The following is an 18,140-nucleotide window of genomic DNA, read 5'->3' as shown; positions in this document are numbered from 1 at the left end:
CACTCGCCCATATACGCTAAATTCCAGGCATGAAAGGTATTGTGAGTGCCGTCTATGATGTACCAGCTGGTGACCTGTGGCCTGAGGAAAGGATTGCTTGAGAGACATGAACTCGTATTTGAGGTGGTAGAAAGTCTTCCTGTCCATGAAGACATCAAACTCGGTAGACCAAAGAGGGACGTTTATATCAAGCATTATCAAGAAAACATTCGACGAGTAGCGAAGCACGGTGTGAAAGTCATTTGTTATAACTTCATGCCTGTCCTCGATTGGACACGAACGCAACTCGACTTTTCATTGGCTGATCGATCAACGACCCTTGCCTATTTTCAGCATCAACTAGAACAAATGGACATAGAGAAAGACCCATTTTCGCTGCCAAGATGGGATACCTCTTATACACAGGAGGAAATGAAACAATTGATGGCTGATTACAGGGAGCTTGGGGCTATATATTTGCAAGGGATTTGGGAAGGACTTCACGTTCAAACGAAGAAAGGGAAGGTGGCAACATGAACAGAATCGAGATTCCAAGAGATTTTATCCTAGGTGCTGCGGCCTCTGCTTGGCAAACGGAGGGATGGAAGGGAAAGCAAGCGCATCAGGACTCGTACATCGATTTATGGTATAAGAACGGATATCACGTATGGCACGAAGGATATGGGCCGGCTGGTGCGACGAACTTTTACGAGCGCTATCCAGAAGATGTAGCCCTCATGAAAGAAATTGGCCTGACTCATTATAGGACATCGATCAATTGGTCGAGATTTTTTATCGATTACGAGAAGGGGATTGTGGATGAGGATTACGCCCGTTACGTTGATGATTTGATCAATGAATTAATTGCGTCAGGTGTAGAGCCGATGTTTTGTTTAGAGCATTATGAGCTTCCAGCCGTGCTGCTTGAAAAGTACGACGGATGGTCATCAAAGCATGTCGTCGAGCTTTTTGTTCTCTATGCGGAAAAGGTGTTTGAGCGATATGGAGACAGGGTCAAGCATTGGTTTAGCTTTAATGAACCGATTGTTGTCCAAACACGCTTGTACCTAGATGCTATTCGCTATCCCTTTGAGCAAAATACGAAGAAATGGATGCAGTGGAATTATCATAAAGCGTTGGCAACAGCAAAAGTGGTGAAGCTGTTTCGAGAGATGGGATTGAAGGAATCAACAGGTGCAAAAATTGGGGTAATTCTCAATCCAGAAGTGACATATGCAAGATCTTCTGCTCCGCATGATCAAGAAGCGGCACGGATATATGATTTGTTTTTCAATCGAGTGTTCTTAGATCCCTCCATCAAAGGGGAGTATCCAGAGGAATTGCTCGATCTGTTGAAAAAGCATGAGATTCTTTTCGATGCGACAGAGGAAGAGCTTCAGATGATCAAGAATTATACGGTCGATGTCGTCGGGCTCAACTTATACTATCCTCATCGTGTCAAGGCGCCGAGTAAGGCGTGGAATGAGCACACACCATTTCATCCGTCTTATTATTACGATATGTTTGAGCTTCCAGGAAGAAAAATGAATCCATTCAGAGGTTGGGAAATCTACCCGGACATTGTCTATGATATGGGCATGAGAATAAAAGAAGAATACGGAAATATTGAGTGGTTTGTGGCCGAAAACGGCATGGGTGTAGAAAAGGAAGAACGGTTTAAAAAAGAAGACGGTATTATCGATGATCAGTATCGCATTTCCTTTATCAGCCAGCATTTGAAACGGGCAATTCAAGCGAAAGCAGAAGGTTCAAATTGCACGGGCTATATGCTGTGGGCTTTTACGGATAATGTATCGCCGATGAATGCCTTTAAAAATCGCTACGGATTAGTCGAAATCCAGCTGGAGAATGAACGGAATCGTCAGTTGAAAGCATCAGCGTATTGGTACCAGACATTAATTAAAACAAGGGAACTGAAGGTCGAAACAGAAGTCAACTATCGATAGGAGTGTTGGGATATGAAACGAATCATTCTCGCTTGTGCCGCAGGAATGTCGACGTCCATTGTAGTGTCCAAAATGAAGGCAGCCGCAGAAGCTAAGGGGCTGGAATATGATATATACGCCATACCTGAAGGGGCTATTGCGGATGAATTAGAAGAGCATGGAGAAGATGTGCAGGTGATTTTACTTGGACCACAAGTAAGCTTTATGAAAAAGACAGCAGAAAAAACAGCGGCACCTTACCAAATACCTGTCGATGTCATCAATGTGAATTTATACGGAACAGCGAACGGAGAAAAAATACTAGAACATGCTCTGAAACTAGCAAATGAATCTTAAGTAATTGGAGGAGAAGCAGATGACGGTATTAGAGGAAATGCAGGGAGCAGCCTTTCAAATCATTGCTCATGCGGGCGAGGCAAGAAGTCATTATGTCGAAGCCATTCGTCTAGCAAGAACTGATGATTTTGAAAAAGCACAGCAGTTGATTGAAAAAGGGGAGGAAGCGTTTCGAAGCATCCACAACCTTCACTTGTCGCTAATCCAAAAAGAGGCGGCAGGTGAGCAGCTTCCCTTTTCTTTACTGCTAATACATGCAGAAGATCAAATGCTCACAACAGAGACCATTCATCTGCTTGCCATCGAAATGATTGAAATGTGTAAAAAAATAAACACCTTGTCAAAATAGATATCAGCTAGTAACCAATTTCTGTTATAATCATTCGATAGATAGAGAGAAAGCAGGATTGGTGAATGAAAAAAACATGTATGTTGATGACGGTTGGTCTTTTGGCGCTGCTCATTTCAGGCTGTATGGGAACGAAGGAGCAAACGGAAGGAAACCAGCAAGTGGTCAAAGAGGAAAAAGGTCCATTACAATTAAAAGAAACAGAAGAGATTCAGCAGGCAGAAGCGATAGAGGTTGATACACAAAACTGGATTGAGCAAAAGGAGCCGGTAGAGCTTCCGATTTTGATGTATCACAGCATCTCCAGTGGTAACTCGCTGCGTGTACCAAAGAGCGAGTTTGCGGCTCATATGAAATGGCTGAAGGACAACGACTATGTCACGCTGTCGCCAGAAGAAGCGTACCGCGTCTTCACAACAAATACGAAGCCAAGTGAGAAGTGTGTCCTCATTACATTCGATGATGGATATACCGATAACTATACAAAGGCATTTCCGATTTTAAAGCAGTATGGGATGAAGGCAACGATTTTTATGATTGAGCAATCCATCGGCCGTCCGAATCACTTAACAGATGAACAAATGGATGAAATGATAACAAATGGGCTATCAATTGAGAGTCATACCATTCATCATTTAGAGCTCAATCGTTTATCAAAGGAGCAACAGAAAGAGGAATTAAAAGGATCAAAGGCATTCTTTGATCAACGTTTTTCTCAGCGTACGAGAATGGTGAGCTATCCTGTCGGGCGCTATAACGAAGACACGCTGAAGCTGGCGAAAGAAGCAGGTTATCAAATGGCTGTCACCACTGAACCTGGACATGCGAAGAAGGAACAGGGCATGATGTCCTTGCACCGTGTGCGCGTGTCACCGGGACTTTCACCCGAAAGCTTTGGCAGGCTGGTAAAAGGGAATGAACGATAAATGTTTCACATGAAACATTTTACGACAAGTTTCATGGTTTGAATAAAACTTGTTTTGGACTTATAGATTCAAGCAGGGTAAGGAATCAGTTTTGTCATCCACTGATCCTTTTTATTTAACTAAACAAGGTCATACAGTTGCCAATAGAAAGTAAGGGGGCGTTACATAAGAATTTTAAGTTATATAGATTGTTGCTCAGTGTACTTGATAAAAAATTCATTTCAAACAGTACAGTTCTTAGAATTTTTTACACTTAAAGGGTTAAAAAGTGTGCTTATCTATGGTAACAAATTGATACTTATGATAACATGTAATTGCACAAGTTTTTTGTTCAACTCGGACTAAGTTGAACTAGTTTTCAAACTGAAGCACGAGAGCTTCAAGGTGAATTTCTTTAATGTCACCATATAACTGAAAAGAAATTTAATTTGAGCACTCGGCTGACTACCGTGTGCTTTTTCTATGTATACATTTTTAATTTGAGGAATACACTGAATAAATAAAGTAGCCCTCCAAAAAGCAGAAACGAGATAGAACCAGCATTACCTTGACTAGGGGTAATGAAGGTGCTACTTTATTTTTTATTATCATCTTAAGGGTTAATTCAGAACGGTCTCTTATCTATCATCCATGTTATGAACTGGACTAGAGTTCGTATCGAATTTAAGATAAGAAACCAAAGCTTGTACTTGCAGGTGCAAGCTTTTTTCTTTTTGTTCTTGCGTCTCTCAACGCGTGAATGCACAAGTTTTGTTCTCAAACTGACCCCTCCTTTCTTGGCATAAAAACACCTTTATTATAGAAGGGGGGAGGACTATCAATTACTTTACGTTTCTATGTATATTTTACCATTATGTCCATAAAATTACGAATAGCACCATGTTGTTTTCCTCTTGTTTTTTATCATTCATCAAAAAATTGCAATGCGCTCTTTCTTGCTTGTAATAATCAATTCGATCCTGCATAGTACCTGTATGAACCTCAAATTTATGTCCGACAGGGTCTGTAAAGTAGATCAACTGATGATCATTTTCATCTCTTGGGCGACCTGGCACATATAAATCTATATCCTTTTCCACATTCAGAGCAAGCCGTCTTTTTTTCTTTTTACTAATAAAGTGGCGTCAAATACTTTGGTGTAAAAATCAATTGAGGTTTCTAAATCAGAAACAGAAAAATGCCAATTGAAAAAGCCTGTAGACGGGGTCTACAAGCTTTTTTTGTTTATTGATAAACGGGATAGCCCGTTATTTTAATATCTTTCCCTAGTGTTTCTACTGAGAGCTGATCGAGTTCAATGGCGTCACTCATAAGACGTATGCCTTCGCCTCCAAAAAAGGAAGGAGAAAGCCTTCCGCCAATCAGTTTAGGTGCCATATAAATGACTAATTTATCTACAAGCTGCTGTTCTAAAAATGAAGCATTGATCTGGCCGCCGCCTTCAATCATGAGGGAGGAGACATTTTTTTCTCCCAGCATTTGAAGTACTTCTTGAAGGGGCACCCGCGTCTCGCTATCTGTTACAAAGACGCTGACGCCGGCTGCTTCTAAAGCGGCCCGTTTTTCCTCATCTGCTTGTTTTGTTGTAAAGATCCATGTTGGTGCCATCTGATCCGTGACGATCTTTGCTGTCAGCGGAGTTGATAGCTTAGAGTCTAAAACAATGCGAATCGGATGATTTCCATTTGGAATCCGTGCAGTGAGTGAAGGGTCGTCATGAATAACCGTTTGAGCACCGACCAAAATCGCATCGTTGATATTGCGGATATGATGAGCATCATAACGGGATGTCTCAGATGTAATCCATTTGCTGTCAGACGTAGCAGACGCAATTTTTCCGTCTAATGTAATACCTGCCTTGAGTGTCACGAAAGGTGTTTTTTTCGTAATAAAATGATTAAACACTTCATTCATGAGAATGGATTCCTGTTCAAGTACGCCTGTAATCACTTGGATGCCAGCATCTTGTAAAATGGCAATTCCGCGGCCAGCGACAAGCGGATTCGGGTCAAGAGCCGCCACGACAACGGTTTCGACGCCTGCTTTCACAAGTGCCTCCGCACAAGGACCTGTACGACCATGGTGAGAACAAGGCTCAAGGGTCACATAAATGGTGGCTCCTTTTGCCTTGTCTCCGGCCATTTTAAGTGCATGAATTTCAGCATGTGCTTCACCGGCTTTCATGTGAGCACCTACACCAACAATTTCATTCTCTCGCACAATCACAGCCCCGACGAGCGGGTTTGGAGATGTCTGACCTTTCATTGCCCGTGCATTTTCAAGTGCTAGATTCATATAACGCTCATGATGTGGCAATCGTACGCACCTCTTGATCCGCCTTCATATGACCTGAGCGGTTAATTTTTGTCTGTAAGTATTTTTCATTGAACTCAGAGACATCACCCCAAAGTGGAATCCGTCCAGAAAGAGAAAGACCTGCATGGCTGATGGCATCTGTCTTTTTCGGATTATTGGTAATGAGTCTAACTGGCTTTGTTCGAAGTGTTTGAAGAACCGCGATGGCCTCTTCATATTGACGCGTGTCATCTTCAAAGCCAAGTGCTTCGTTCGCTTCTACTGTATCGTAGCCGTTTTCTTGAAGGATATAAGCCATGGCTTTCGTGAAAAGTCCAATACCGCGGCCTTCATGGTTGGCTAAATAAAACAGGGCACCTGCACCATTGTCCTCAATCATTCGCATGGACTGCTTCAATTGGAAGCCGCAATCGCAGCGCTTGCTTCCGAAAATATCACCAGTGTGGCAAATGGAATGCATGCGGATAAGGGCTTCGTCAGCGTGCTCGAAATCTCCATACACTAGCACGCTTGACTGCTGATGATCGGCAAGCTGGCGGGACGAGAGGCTTTCAATTAAAGCTTCATCTGACAATGGTTCTAACCCATCGTCTTTTAACCATGAATACCAGTTGAACATCACTGTTCTGCCGTCTAAATTCACTGGCAATTTAATGGGTCCAGTGATATATATATACCCGTCTTCTTGCTGTACTCGTTTGATTTTATCTTTTAAAATGGCTGTTTTAAGATCTGTGTGTTTGTCCATATTCTGCACCTTCTTTTTTGTCTGTTTCTTCAATCTGTAAACGAACGAGAACGCCAAATGGATCAACGAATTCGTTACTTTTCCCAACTGTTTTCACTGGAGTGCCTGCTTTTGTTAGGCGCTCAACGACGGACTGTCTGTCTGCCTCTTGTGGGAATACGAGTGTATAGCTTCTAATTCCTGAAAAACGTGGATCAATGGCTCCCTTTCGCCCACGTCCCCATGCATTAAAGGCAAGGTGATGGTGGTACACACCAGCTGCGATAAATACACTTGCTGGTGGAGCCATTCGAATATGAAAACCGAGCGTATTGACATAAAAGGAATCAGCTTCTTCTGGGTTCAGATGGAAATGTAAGTGTCCCATCACGGTACCAGCCGGAAGTCCTTCCCACGTCGTATCAGCGGCTTCTTGTAGGAGACCATCTCCATCAAGAGGTGCATTTCCGCCACCTTTCAGTTCTCCATGCTCACCTACCCAAACGTCCTCAGGACGATCAGCATATATTTCTACGCCAATGCCGTCAGGATCACTTAAATAAATGGCTTCACTAAAAAAGTGGTCGCTTGCTCCAATTAAAGGATAGCCTTTTTTGATCACATGTGCCAGCCATGTGCCCAGGTTTTTTCTGGTAGGTAATAAAACAGCAAAATGATAAAGTCCTGGCTCGTGATCAGGCTTCTCCTTGAGCTGTGCATCTTCTTTTAACAAAAGAATGGGTTCCTTTGCATTGCTGCCAAGTGTCACTGTGGAATCTGTCTTTTCTAATATAGAAAATCCTAAAATATCTGTATAAAAAGGTATAGAACGCTCAAAGCTGGATACATGTAATTCTGTTACACCCAATCTTAGCTCCTCAATTGTCTTCAAGCTCGGTCATCTCCTTCATGATATATGCATCGGCATGTTCAAATGTTTTTGAAAATCTATAAAATGAATACCTTGTTACTTTTAGTAACTAAACTATATAATAGTTAGTGACTTATTTCAAGTAATTAATTATGTTATAATGAAAAAAAGAGAAAAAAGTGGGAGGGAGTAAGGTATGGCTCAAGAAGATGGCTGTCCAATCACAGATGCCATGGAGATTCTAGGCAAGAAGTGGGTCATTCTCATCATCAATCAGCTTCTGACAGGCCCTAAGCGTTTCTGTCAGCTTGAAAATGAAATGAACATCAGTGGCAGATTATTATCTGAAAGGCTGAAGGATTTAGAGGCTGAAGAACTCGTTGAGAAAAACGTATACCCTGACATTCCAGTACGGATTGAATACGAATTAACAGCGCAAGGGAAGAAAATAGAGCCGATTATTCGTGAAATGTATGCTTGGTCTTTAGAACGTAAAAACAGCAAAAAAGGGGAACATGTCCCTTCCTAATCGATTTCGATCAGACTGTCTGATCGAAATTTTTTTGTGTGATTTTCCAGAAATCTAAGTCAATAGTATGAAAAATGATGTTGACAATAAATTCACCCATCATATAAGATCAAGAAGAAGAGGGTTCTTTTCCCTGTAATGGAATGGAGGTCATGCCATGGAATCATGAATGGGACAGATTGCCTAAAACACGTGTCAATACATCATTTAGAAACAGACATCTTTGGCTTTTAAGAAGCAAAGATTTATTTTTTCAACTCAATTGATAATGATTATCATAATCATCTTTAAGTGTAATCCAGCGCTTATGAAGATTATTTTTTTATTGTCCATTGAGAATAATTATCAATATCATTTAGGAGGGTTCATATGAAAGTCATTCGTTCAACATCACACGCATTATTGCTTTTTAGTTTTGTTCTATTATTTGCTCTAGCCCCGATTAGCTCAGCATCAGCAGCTGGTTTAGCAGATGGTCAACATTCAGCACAATATGTGGTTTGGAAGGCAGATAGCGATTCGACTTCAACAGCGAATACGTATTTTGAAAAACCAGCAAAGCTTGTCGTGAAGGATGGAAAAATCAAAGCACAAGTGACGTTAACAAATAGTTCTTGGATCACTAGCTTTAAAACACTTGAGCAAGGTGTCTACAAAGATGCGAAGGTGATCAGTACAAACACAGCTGCGAATAAGAGAACAGTAGAATTCAACGTGAACAGCCTGACAGAAGTCGTACCAGCAAAAGTGAGCGTCACTGTACCTGCCATCGGATATACAGGTAATTACGACATCCGACTCAAGTTTGATGCAGCATCTGTTCAATAAAAAGGGAGGAAATTCGCTTGATGAAAAAAATGATGAGGCTATCAGTCTTCATGACCGCTTTATTATTGGCATTTATGTTGCCTTTTTCAAACGCACAGGCTGCCACGTTAAAGGATGGTACATACTCCGTCAACTATAATGTGCTCAAGGCTGAAGGAAATGCGGTCTCCATGGCAAATGATTACTGGCTGAAGCCAGCAAAAGTGATTGCAAAAAACGGGAAGCTGACAGTACAAATGACCATTAAAAATAGCAGCTGGGTGACGGAATTTAAAGTGCCCGGAAATGGCGGCTATGTCGATACAACGGTTCTCTCAACCAATAAAAAAGCCAACACAAGGATTGTTCAGTTCCAAGCACAGAGCTTGTCTAAACCAATCAAGTCAAAAATACATGTCACTGTAAAATCTGCTGATTATGATCATGATTATACCATTCAGCTGAAATTTGATGAGAGCAGCATGAAATCACTTTCGTCTAACAGCACAAACAAATCAGCGGGTGAGGCAGAAAAGCAGCAGCCATCAAAAGAATCAACGAAAACATCTGATTCATCCACGACAAAACAAGAAGAGAATCCTCAAACTGGTGATACAAACCAGACAGGGTGGCTCCTTGTACTTGCTCTATGCTCAGGTGGATTTTTAGCAAGAAAGTGGATCATCAAGCATTAAGGAAGGAAGTGTCACCATTTGAAACGTCTTTTACATCTAAAGGCAGCCATTCTGCTCATTTTATTCAGTTTGTTTACTGCATTTCAGATTCCTCAAGGAACGGCACAAGCTGCATCATTTGTTGATGGTGAATACACAGTCGGGTTCACTGTTTTAAAAAATGGCAGCACAGAAGCGTCCATGATGGATACGTATACAGAAAAGCCAGCTAAGCTGATTGTGGAAAATGGCAAAACGACTGCCTATGTCACACTGAAGCAAAGCAAAGAGATTACAGATTTCAAGGTCGAACAAAATGGCAATCTTGTCACCACTGAAACCGTTAGTGAGGATGAAACTGCCAATACACGTGTGATCAAATTTGATGTTGCCGACTTATCAGCCAAATTAAACGGTTGGGTGAAAATTTACTGGGATTTAGGCGGCTTTATTTATGACGAAGCATATGATGTGCAGCTTGCATTCGATCAAAGCAGCCTAACGCTCGTTACACCTGCAAAGCCAGACGATAGCGAAACAAAACCAGATGACCAAACTGGCACAAAGCCAGACGATAGCGAAACAAAACCAGATGACCAAACTGGCACAAAGCCAGACGATAACGAAACAAAGCCGGATGATCAAACTGGCACAAAGCCAGACGATCAGCAGACGACACCAGGTAATAACAATGGCACAAAGCCAGTGGATTCTACACAAAATCAACTGAAAGATGGCGAGTACCGCATCAATTACAGTGTGCTCAAAGGGGATGAAGATGAGTCATCTCGGATGAATCAATACTTCTCACATCCTGCATCCTTAACCATCAAAAATGGAAAACGAACCATTTCCTTTACGGTGAAGGACGATACGTCTGTTGCTTCCTTGAAAACAGAGAAAAACGGTTCTTATCAAGAAGTGAAGACTGTCAGTACAGATAAAGCAAAGAACACAAGAGTGGTATCATTTGATGTCGCAGATTTGAAAAAAGCGGTCAAAGGAAAAGTACACGTTGTCGTAGCAGCCGCTCACTATGAGCAAACCTACGATATTCGTTTTCAATTCGATGCAAAGAGTATCGCGCCACTTAAAGGCGGACAGGTAGAGGAAGAAACGCCTGCTACGCCAGAAACGCCAGAAACGCCTGCTACAACAGAAACACCAAAACCAAACACACCATCACCAGAAACAAATAATGGCGGAGCTGCTCAAGAGACGGCTCAGCTTAAAGACGGTGTATACAAGCTTCCTTTTTCTATGAAGAAACCAGACAAGGATGAGCTTTCTCGTATGAACGATTACGTCGTGAGCCCTGCGACACTGGTTGTGAAAAATGGCCGCCATTTCGTTTCATATACAGTGAAGAATAGCTCAGCCATCACGTCCTTCCAAGTAGGAACAGGCGGCAAGTTTGAGGAGACGCTTGTTGCAAAAACCGATCAAAAATCAGATACACGAGTGATTCAATATGAAGTCAAAAGCTTAAGCACGGCTCAGGCAGCACGCGTGAAAATTGATATTCCGGCTGCGAATTATCATGAGCAGTACGATGTCCAACTTGTCTATGACACGAAAGGAATTGCTCTTGGTGAAGGAAGCGGGATTCGAACGGTCATTGGAGACGATGAGAGTGTCGGCTTTGTCAAAAATCCAAATGATCGCGATTCTCAACCAAATCAACCGATTCAACTTGAGAATTTAGTGCCAGAGGAAACAGGTGCAGAGCAGTTAACTTTTACTCCATCAGATGACCAAACCAAGTCTGAGACTGGACAGCTGAATCCAAAAACAGGAGATACCTCTCTTCTTTGGGTGTATATTCTTTTATTCGGCGGGTCATTATTCGTACTCGTTAGAAAGTATCAAACAAGAACAAGATAAATGGTTTAGTTGAAGTGAGATGCGCCGAGACCATCGACGCATCCACTCTCTTTTTTCGAAAGGGGGCTTCTGTTTTTGAAGCATCGAATGTTATGTACCTTGATCGCTGCCTTCGGTGTGTGCGTGATCTTATCGGGCTGCTCACAGTCAGCTGAAAGCTCAGCAAAAAGCAAAAAAAGCGTAGAGTCAAATGCGCGCATTGTGGCAACGACTGTAGCCGCTGTGGAGATCATGGATGCCTTAGAGATCGATCTTGTCGGGGTGCCAACAAGTCAAAAATCCTTGCCAGCTCGTTATAAAGGACTGCCGGAAGTCGGTAATCCAATGAGCCCAGACATGGAAATCATCCAATCACTTCAACCGACAGATGTCCTGTCTGTGACAACCCTTCAATATGATTTAGAGACACCCTTTCAGCAAGCTGGTGTCCCTGCTACATACTTAAATCTCGAGAGCATGGCTAACATGGAAAAGGCGATCACGAAGCTCGGAGGTCAGTATGACAGAAAGAAACAAGCCAAGCGCATCGTGACTGATTTTGAACAAAAAAAGAAAGACATACAAGAGAAGACAAAGGGAAAACGAAAGCCATCCGTTCTGATTTTACTTGGTGTACCAGGCAGTTATTTGGTGGCGACAGAGCATTCATATATTGGTGATCTTGTACGTATCGCAGGCGGAGAGAACATTGTCAAAGGTGAGAAAATGGAGTATTTGGCTTCCAATACGGAGTATTTACAAAAAGCCAATCCAGATATCATCCTCCGGGCCGCACATGGGATGCCAGATGAAGTCGTCCGCATGTTTGATCAAGAATTTAAATCAAATGACATTTGGAAGCATTTTCATGCAGTCAAGCAAAACCGGGTGTATGACCTCGAAGAAAGCTTATTCGGGACAACAGGCAATTTAAAGGCAGCAGAAGCACTAGATGAACTAATGCGTATGTTGTATCCGTCATAAGCGGCGAATCTGAATGATAAAAGGACGTTTAAGATGAAAAAAACAGGGATTTTATTTATGACAGTCAGTGTCTTACTAGTGTGCGTGTTTATTTATTCCGCCATTACTGGGAGCATTCATGTCACCCCGATTGAATTATTGGAAGGGCTCATCACCGGTCAACATGCACAGGTAGAAATCATTAAAGATCTCAGAATTCCTCGCATGCTCATTGCCATGTTTACAGGGGCCGCCTTATCAGTCTCCGGTGTACTGCTACAGTCGGTCATGAGGAATCCATTAGCTGATGCCGGCGTCATTGGGATTTCATCAGGAGCCAGCTTCTTTTCTTTAATGGCCATAACAGCACTTCCTCAATTTTATTTCTACTCTCCTTTATTTTCGGTGTTAGGCGGAGCCATTGCGTGTTTCCTCGTGTATGTTCTGTCTTGGAAGGGTGGATTAAGCCCCATCCGTATGATTTTGGTTGGGATCGCCATCAATGCCATGTTTACTGGAATGGCTGAAGCATTTGTGACCATTTGCAGTTATTTCAATATCACGATCAATCAGTCAGGACAGTCGAATCTCACGATGAAAACGTGGGGAGATGTCCGTTTAATCGGAGTCTATGGTGTCGTCGGTCTTGTCGTAGCCCTATTCTTTAGTAGGTGGTGTAACCTCTTGGCTCTTCAGGACAAGACAGCGAAAAATTTAGGATTGCGTGTGACCAGAATGCGCCTTTTGATTTCCATTACAGCTGTATTGCTTGCGGCGGTGACGGCAGCGGTAGCGGGCGTGATTGCGTTTGTCGGTTTGCTTATCCCGCACATTTCAAGAAGACTTGTCGGCTCGGATCACCGGGTACTCATTCCATTTTCTGCGTTAGGCGGGGCTTTGCTGATTCTAACGGCTGATACACTCGGCAGGACGCTTGTCGCGCCAAATGAAATTCCTGCTTCTACGATCATGGCCGTGATTGGCGGACCATTTCTGATCTTTTTACTAAGAAGGGGGGATCGTCTTCATGGACATTCGTGAGGTGTCATTCTCATATGACCAGCAGAAGGACATCGTTCAATCGGTCACCACACACATTGAAAAAGGGAAAATCACAACCATTATCGGTCCGAATGGCTCGGGGAAATCCACACTGCTTTCATTGATGGCGCATAACCATACGCCAAATAAAGGGCAGATTCACTTAGACGGCCAGGCGCTGAATGCGTTTAAGCCAAAGGAACTGGCAAAAAAGCTCGCTGTCGTTCATCAGCAAAATGAAGCGCCGCTTGATTTAACGATCGAGAGGATCGTGGCATTTGGCAGAACGCCGTACCAGACGATGCGCGGAGGAGACAAGGAAGAGGATGAGAGAGCGATAGAGTGGGCGCTTTCCAGTACAAAGCTAACGGAAAAACGAAAGGTGCCGCTCGCCTCACTGTCAGGTGGTGAGCGGCAGCGAGTATGGATTGCGATGGCGCTTGCGCAAAAAACGCCGATCCTCTTTTTAGATGAACCGACAACTTATTTGGATATTTACTATCAATTTGACATTCTTGAGCTGATCCGTGAGCTCAATGTCTTACATGGACTAACAATCGTTATGGTGCTGCACGACATGAACCAGGCTGTCCGCTACAGCGATGTCATCATTGCGATGAAGAATGGGCGGATTATGAGTGAAGGACAACCAAATGATGTGTTAACAGAAGAAAATGTGCGGCACATTTATGATGTGTCCGTCACGATTAAACAGGATGCAGAAACAGGGATGTACATCGTGCCTGTTGGTATATAAGCTGTGCAAAAAGCAGGTGAGACAGTGTGAAAAGACGAAAACGGGTCTGGCAGCGTATGCTGACAATCGTCTGTTTAGGTGTATTCATTTATAGCGGTTCGGCGATTGGCTTAGAACTGTTCGGCTATTATCAAAATCGGCAGGTGCTTGCAAAGGCTCAGACGATGTACGGACATGAGCCAGGAATGAATGAAAACCGGGAGCCAGGAACCATTCGTACATCATTTGATGAACTGCGGAAGGTGAACGACGATATTGTCGGCTGGATCAACATGAAGGACACAATGATCCAGTACCCAATCGTCCAATCTCGAGATAATGCGTTCTACTTAACCCGTAATTACTTAAAAAATGACACCAGGGCAGGCAGTATTTTTATGGATTATCGCAATGACGTCTTGCATGAAAGCCCGAATACTGTGGTGTACGGGCATCGAATGAGGGATGGGTCCATGTTCGCTGGACTCACAAACTATTTGAAAAAGGATTTCTTCGATGAACATCGGACATTTCAATACGATACGCTGTATCAAAGCTATGAGGCGGAGATTTTTGCCGTGTATGAAACAACGGTGGACTTCGATTATATTCAAACCGATTTTCAAGATCTTGGCGAATATGCGCACTACTTGCAAGCTGTGCGGAAAAAATCAATCTATCAAACGAAGACAGACGTGTCCACAGATGACCTCATCCTCACTCTATCGACCTGTGATCATGTGCTTGCACCGAAAATCGGGCGTCTCGTGGTACAGGCAAAGCTAAAGAAAGTTTACTAGAAAAGGAGAGACAGGCGGTTGAAATTTTCACATGTGATTTTCATGGGACTTGTCTTAATGTTACTCCTCGTCGGATGCAGTCAGGCAGCACCTGTAGAGAAAGGGAGTGGACAAGGTGCGCTGAAGATAAAGGACTTTGCCGGCAGAACACTGTCGTTTGAAGACTCCCCTCAGCGTATTGTCTCATTATCGACTGGAGACATGAGCATCCTATATGCCTTAGGCGGCGAGGTGGTCGGTCGTCCGGCCGCCGAATTACCAGAAAGCTTACAACAGGCTACATCTGTTCAAACAATTGGTACAACACATCAATTTGATGTAGAGCTTATCACAAGCTTAAAGCCCGATGTTGTACTTGGGAATGAACAATTAAACAGCAAGGACATCTCTACAATAGAAGGAATTGGTTCACAGCTTCTTTTGACAAGTGCCAATTCAGTAAAGGACATCCAGCGACAAATTACGTTATTCGGAGATTTGCTAGGAAAGCAGCAAAAGGCAAAAGCGCTTAACAAGCAAATCGATCAGCGGAAAAAGCAGGTCAAACAGCCTCAGAAAAAAGTGAAGACACTCGTTGTATACGGGGCACCTGGCACATATATGGCGGCACTACCTCAATCCTTAAGCGGAGATTTACTGCACATCGCTGGAGGGACGAACATTGCGGAGAATGAACCGGCACTCGAGAAATTCCCTCAATACGCTCAAATCAATGCAGAGAAGGTCATCGAAGCTGATCCTGATCTTATCCTGCTTATGACCCACAGCAATCCTGAAGATGTGAAAGCGGGCTTTATGAGTGAAATGAAGCAGAATGCCGCATGGCACGATGTGTCAGCCGTCAAACATGGACATGTCGAGATTTTGCCTAGTGATCTATTTGGGACGAATCCAGGTGCAGACGTGATGAAAGCGATTGATGAACTAGAGAAAAGATTGAAGCGATTGTCATCATGAAAATGAATGCAGAATTAGATTTTCAAAAAAGACAGTCGAGGCGAAGATGGCTGATACCCGGGCTGTTCATCTCGTTAGTTGTAGGCACATGTCTAGGACTTGCATTAGGTTCTGTTCAATTAACACTGCAAGACTTACTCGCTGCTTTGACGGGGTCAGGTCAGCCTGTCCATGAGAAAATAGTGATGGATTTACGTCTGCCGCGCGTTTTCATCGGTTTCATCGTTGGGGCCTGTCTCGCAGCATCAGGGGCGATTTTACAAGGAGTCGTCCGAAATCCACTCGCTGACCCTGGCATCATCGGTGTGACAGCTGGCGGCGGATTGGCTGCTGTGCTCAGCATGATCGTGTTTCCACAATTCACGTATCTGCTTCCAGCCGCTGCTTTCCTTGGCGCTTTATTAGCGGCACTTGTGGTGTATATGCTTTCATTTGATCAAGGGGTTTCCCCATTGAAGCTGATTTTGGCGGGAGTTGCAGTCAATGCCCTGCTTGGGGCGGTGATGAATGGGTTTATGGTGCTTTATAGTGAGCGTGTGCAGGCTGTCCTGCCCTTTTTATCAGGAGGGTTAAATGGACGGAGCTGGCATCATCTAAGCTTCGTGTCGCCCTATGCGCTCGCTGGGTTGTGCCTTTGTTTTTTTGCCATCAAGCCGGCAAATCTTCTTTTGCTTGGCGATGAATCAGCTCAGCTACTCGGTCTCAGAGTAGAGCGCACACGGTTTTTCTTAATTGCACTAGCGGCACTTTTAGCTGGTGCAGCAGTAAGTGTGAGCGGCTTAATAGGCTTTGTCGGACTGGTCGTTCCTCATTTTATCCGTCTTTTAATTGGAGATGACTACCGGTACCTGCTGCCAATTTCAATGCTGGGCGGAGGCGTGCTTGTGGTTTTTGCAGATACAGCGGCAAGGGTATGGTTTACGCCAGTTGAACTGCCTGTCGGTATCTTGCTTGCCTGCATCGGTGCACCTTTCTTCCTCTATTTATTAAAAAAGAAAGGGAGGGGTTAAGTTGGATGTGATCGCTATGGATGACGTGAGTCTCAGTCAAGGAGGCTTTCAGCTCTCATCTATATCAGCAGCTGTTCCTAAAGGAAGCGTGACAGGCATTATTGGACCGAATGGATCAGGGAAGTCGACTTTTATTAAAGCAGCCGCACGCCTTACATCAATCGAAAGCGGCATGATATATATTCATGATATACCGCAAAAAGAGATGACGGCTCAGGAGATTGCAAAGGAGATCGCCGTTCTCATGCAGACGAGGACAGCTATTCCATCTATGACCGTACGGGAGCTGGTCGCACTTGGACGCAGTCCGCATCGTTCGATCTGGAAAAAAAGCTCGAAGACAGATCAAGAAGCGATTGAGTGGGCGCTTGATGTGACCAATAGCCGTATCAATGAAAATAGAATGCTGCATACATTGTCTGGCGGAGAAAGGCAAAAAGCGTATATTGCGATGGCGCTTGCTCAGAAGACAGAGACGATTATTCTGGATGAGCCGACAACTTACTTAGATATTGCGCATCAGCTTGATTTACTAGAGCTACTCAAACAGCTGAATAAGACGCATGGAATCACCATTTTAATGGTTCTTCACGACCTGCAGCAGGCAGCAAAATATTGTGACCGCCTTATCGTGATGAAGCGTGGTCAGATTTATCAAATAGGGACACCAAAAGACGTATTAACAGAAAGCTTTTTCAAAGAGGTCTTTGGGATTCAGGCTGAGGTTCACTTAGATGGTGAGCATCCGCTGATTATTCCAATCGCTTCGATCCAACAACAAAAGGGAGATGAACAAAACATGATCATTGTTAATAACCAGGTAAGAGTAGAAAAAGGCAGTGCCGACCACCTCGTCAAACGTTTTAACAAGCAAGGACAGGTAGAATTCATGGAAGGATTTTTAGGCATGGAAGTCTGGGTCACACAGCAGACAACCGATTACGATGAAGTGACCATTCATACACGCTGGAATCGAAAAGAAGACTTCGTGAACTGGACAAAATCTCAGGCATTTGGTGATGCGCACGCTCATGGAAAAGCGAAACCTGAAGGCCTATTGAAAAACAAAATTACGTACTATGAAGTACAAGTGACTAGACCGGCTTTACAGAAAAAAGCCTAAAAAAGAAACAAAGCGCTGCAGCTCACGTGCAGCGCTATTTTTTTGCGTTTTTTTACTTTCTGTCACATTTCTTTGACAAAGTATTCAAACAACTGACACAATACCATCCAATTTTTAGGTAAAATTTACTTTATTTTTGAAGCGTATGGGTGTAAAGTACAGGTAT

General features: G+C 43.4%; 19 protein-coding genes and 1 pseudogene. 16 read left to right on the top strand and 4 right to left on the bottom strand.

All coding sequences use genetic code 11. The features are described 5' to 3' along the window. The first annotated feature begins 93 nt into the window (after window positions 1–93). The 5 genes from MKX52_RS17680 to MKX52_RS17660 all read left to right on the top strand — a co-directional run bounded on the left by MKX52_RS17680 (window position 94) and on the right by MKX52_RS17660 (window position 3,557). On the top strand, window positions 94–516 hold the full coding sequence (locus MKX52_RS17680) for a mannonate dehydratase (protein ID WP_236832264.1): 423 nt from the start codon (window positions 94–96) through the stop codon (window positions 514–516). Further along, window positions 513–1,946, top strand: coding sequence for a glycoside hydrolase family 1 protein (locus MKX52_RS17675; RefSeq protein WP_342491152.1), 1,434 nt, complete (start codon window positions 513–515; stop codon window positions 1,944–1,946). Before MKX52_RS17680 ends, MKX52_RS17675 begins: the two co-directional genes overlap by 4 nt. A 12-nt stretch (window positions 1,947–1,958) precedes the next feature. Then, the gene (locus tag MKX52_RS17670) at window positions 1,959–2,282 is read left to right on the top strand and encodes a PTS sugar transporter subunit IIB (protein WP_342491151.1); all 324 of its coding nucleotides are present in this window, start codon (window positions 1,959–1,961) and stop codon (window positions 2,280–2,282) included. A 19-nt stretch (window positions 2,283–2,301) separates the two neighbouring features. Then, a complete protein-coding gene (locus tag MKX52_RS17665) occupies window positions 2,302–2,631 on the top strand; it encodes a PTS lactose/cellobiose transporter subunit IIA (protein ID WP_342491150.1) in 330 nt (109 codons plus the stop codon). Window positions 2,632–2,696: 65 nt separating this feature from the next. Next, window positions 2,697–3,557 carry a polysaccharide deacetylase family protein gene (locus MKX52_RS17660; protein ID WP_342491149.1) on the top strand — a complete coding sequence of 287 codons (861 nt, stop codon included), beginning with the start codon at window positions 2,697–2,699 and terminating at the stop codon, window positions 3,555–3,557. 851 nt (window positions 3,558–4,408) lie between these two features. Here the strand turns inward: MKX52_RS17660 and MKX52_RS17655 are convergent. From MKX52_RS17655 to MKX52_RS17640, 4 genes and pseudogenes are all read right to left on the bottom strand, one after another. Further along, a pseudogene (locus tag MKX52_RS17655) lies at window positions 4,409–4,707 on the bottom strand (hypothetical protein). A gap of 74 nt (window positions 4,708–4,781) precedes the next feature. Continuing rightward, window positions 4,782–5,873: a bifunctional diaminohydroxyphosphoribosylaminopyrimidine deaminase/5-amino-6-(5-phosphoribosylamino)uracil reductase RibD gene (gene ribD / locus MKX52_RS17650; protein ID WP_144468057.1), complete on the bottom strand. Its 1,092-nt coding sequence runs from the start codon at window positions 5,871–5,873 to the stop codon at window positions 4,782–4,784. Then, on the bottom strand, window positions 5,860–6,621 hold the full coding sequence (locus MKX52_RS17645; protein ID WP_012011730.1) for a GTP cyclohydrolase II: 762 nt from the start codon (window positions 6,619–6,621) through the stop codon (window positions 5,860–5,862). The genes ribD and MKX52_RS17645 overlap by 14 nt, the downstream gene beginning before the upstream one ends. Further along, a complete protein-coding gene (locus MKX52_RS17640; RefSeq protein ID WP_012011729.1) occupies window positions 6,599–7,492 on the bottom strand; it encodes a VOC family protein in 894 nt (297 codons plus the stop codon). The genes MKX52_RS17645 and MKX52_RS17640 overlap by 23 nt, the downstream gene beginning before the upstream one ends. Before the next feature lie 175 nt (window positions 7,493–7,667). Between MKX52_RS17640 and MKX52_RS17635 the strand changes: the two genes are divergently transcribed. The 11 genes from MKX52_RS17635 to isdG all read left to right on the top strand — a co-directional run bounded on the left by MKX52_RS17635 (window position 7,668) and on the right by isdG (window position 17,974). After that, window positions 7,668–8,000 (top strand): helix-turn-helix domain-containing protein, encoded by a 333-nt coding sequence (locus tag MKX52_RS17635; protein ID WP_144455236.1) that lies wholly within the window; start codon window positions 7,668–7,670, stop codon window positions 7,998–8,000. A 369-nt stretch (window positions 8,001–8,369) separates the two neighbouring features. After that, on the top strand, window positions 8,370–8,828 hold the full coding sequence (locus MKX52_RS17630; protein ID WP_041816047.1) for an NEAT domain-containing protein: 459 nt from the start codon (window positions 8,370–8,372) through the stop codon (window positions 8,826–8,828). A 20-nt stretch (window positions 8,829–8,848) separates the two neighbouring features. Beyond that, window positions 8,849–9,502 (top strand): heme uptake protein IsdC, encoded by a 654-nt coding sequence (gene isdC, locus MKX52_RS17625; protein ID WP_041816388.1) that lies wholly within the window; start codon window positions 8,849–8,851, stop codon window positions 9,500–9,502. 18 nt (window positions 9,503–9,520) lie between these two features. After that, window positions 9,521–11,365 (top strand): NEAT domain-containing protein, encoded by a 1,845-nt coding sequence (locus MKX52_RS17620; RefSeq protein ID WP_342491148.1) that lies wholly within the window; start codon window positions 9,521–9,523, stop codon window positions 11,363–11,365. Window positions 11,366–11,440: 75 nt separating this feature from the next. Continuing rightward, window positions 11,441–12,328 carry a heme ABC transporter substrate-binding protein IsdE gene (gene isdE, locus MKX52_RS17615; RefSeq protein WP_342491147.1) on the top strand — a complete coding sequence of 296 codons (888 nt, stop codon included), beginning with the start codon at window positions 11,441–11,443 and terminating at the stop codon, window positions 12,326–12,328. A 33-nt stretch (window positions 12,329–12,361) separates the two neighbouring features. After that, window positions 12,362–13,348, top strand: coding sequence for an iron ABC transporter permease (locus MKX52_RS17610; protein ID WP_012011726.1), 987 nt, complete (start codon window positions 12,362–12,364; stop codon window positions 13,346–13,348). Further along, entirely contained in the window at window positions 13,335–14,105 is a 771-nt protein-coding gene (locus tag MKX52_RS17605) for an ABC transporter ATP-binding protein (RefSeq protein WP_342491146.1), read from the top strand. The genes MKX52_RS17610 and MKX52_RS17605 overlap by 14 nt, the downstream gene beginning before the upstream one ends. Before the next feature lie 26 nt (window positions 14,106–14,131). After that, window positions 14,132–14,884, top strand: a complete 753-nt coding sequence (srtB, locus tag MKX52_RS17600) for a class B sortase (RefSeq protein WP_342491145.1) — start codon at window positions 14,132–14,134, stop codon at window positions 14,882–14,884. 18 nt (window positions 14,885–14,902) lie between these two features. Then, window positions 14,903–15,841, top strand: a complete 939-nt coding sequence (locus MKX52_RS17595) for an ABC transporter substrate-binding protein (protein ID WP_144503501.1) — start codon at window positions 14,903–14,905, stop codon at window positions 15,839–15,841. Then, window positions 15,838–16,851: an iron ABC transporter permease gene (locus tag MKX52_RS17590; protein ID WP_342491144.1), complete on the top strand. Its 1,014-nt coding sequence runs from the start codon at window positions 15,838–15,840 to the stop codon at window positions 16,849–16,851. Before MKX52_RS17595 ends, MKX52_RS17590 begins: the two co-directional genes overlap by 4 nt. A gap of 1 nt (window position 16,852) precedes the next feature. Next, entirely contained in the window at window positions 16,853–17,974 is a 1,122-nt protein-coding gene (gene isdG / locus MKX52_RS17585) for a heme oxygenase (RefSeq protein WP_342491143.1), read from the top strand. Window positions 17,975–18,140 lie beyond the last annotated feature (166 nt).

The sequence above is a fragment of the Bacillus sp. FSL R5-0422 genome, assembly GCF_038610765.1.
GTDB lineage: Bacteria > Bacillota > Bacilli > Bacillales > Bacillaceae > Bacillus > Bacillus pumilus_O.
This window is presented reverse-complemented; position numbering and strand designations above follow the sequence as displayed.

Coding starts and splice junctions, on each gene's coding strand:
- MKX52_RS17675 (WP_342491152.1), top strand. CDS start 513: ATGAACAGAATCGAGATTCCAAGAGATTTTATCCTAGGTGCTGCGGCC.
- MKX52_RS17590 (WP_342491144.1), top strand. CDS start 15,838: ATGAAAATGAATGCAGAATTAGATTTTCAAAAAAGACAGTCGAGGCGA.
- MKX52_RS17610 (WP_012011726.1), top strand. CDS start 12,362: ATGAAAAAAACAGGGATTTTATTTATGACAGTCAGTGTCTTACTAGTG.
- MKX52_RS17630 (WP_041816047.1), top strand. CDS start 8,370: ATGAAAGTCATTCGTTCAACATCACACGCATTATTGCTTTTTAGTTTT.
- MKX52_RS17645 (WP_012011730.1), bottom strand. CDS start 6,621: ATGGACAAACACACAGATCTTAAAACAGCCATTTTAAAAGATAAAATC.
- MKX52_RS17635 (WP_144455236.1), top strand. CDS start 7,668: ATGGCTCAAGAAGATGGCTGTCCAATCACAGATGCCATGGAGATTCTA.
- MKX52_RS17660 (WP_342491149.1), top strand. CDS start 2,697: ATGAAAAAAACATGTATGTTGATGACGGTTGGTCTTTTGGCGCTGCTC.
- MKX52_RS17605 (WP_342491146.1), top strand. CDS start 13,335: ATGGACATTCGTGAGGTGTCATTCTCATATGACCAGCAGAAGGACATC.
- MKX52_RS17665 (WP_342491150.1), top strand. CDS start 2,302: ATGACGGTATTAGAGGAAATGCAGGGAGCAGCCTTTCAAATCATTGCT.
- isdC (WP_041816388.1), top strand. CDS start 8,849: ATGAAAAAAATGATGAGGCTATCAGTCTTCATGACCGCTTTATTATTG.
- MKX52_RS17670 (WP_342491151.1), top strand. CDS start 1,959: ATGAAACGAATCATTCTCGCTTGTGCCGCAGGAATGTCGACGTCCATT.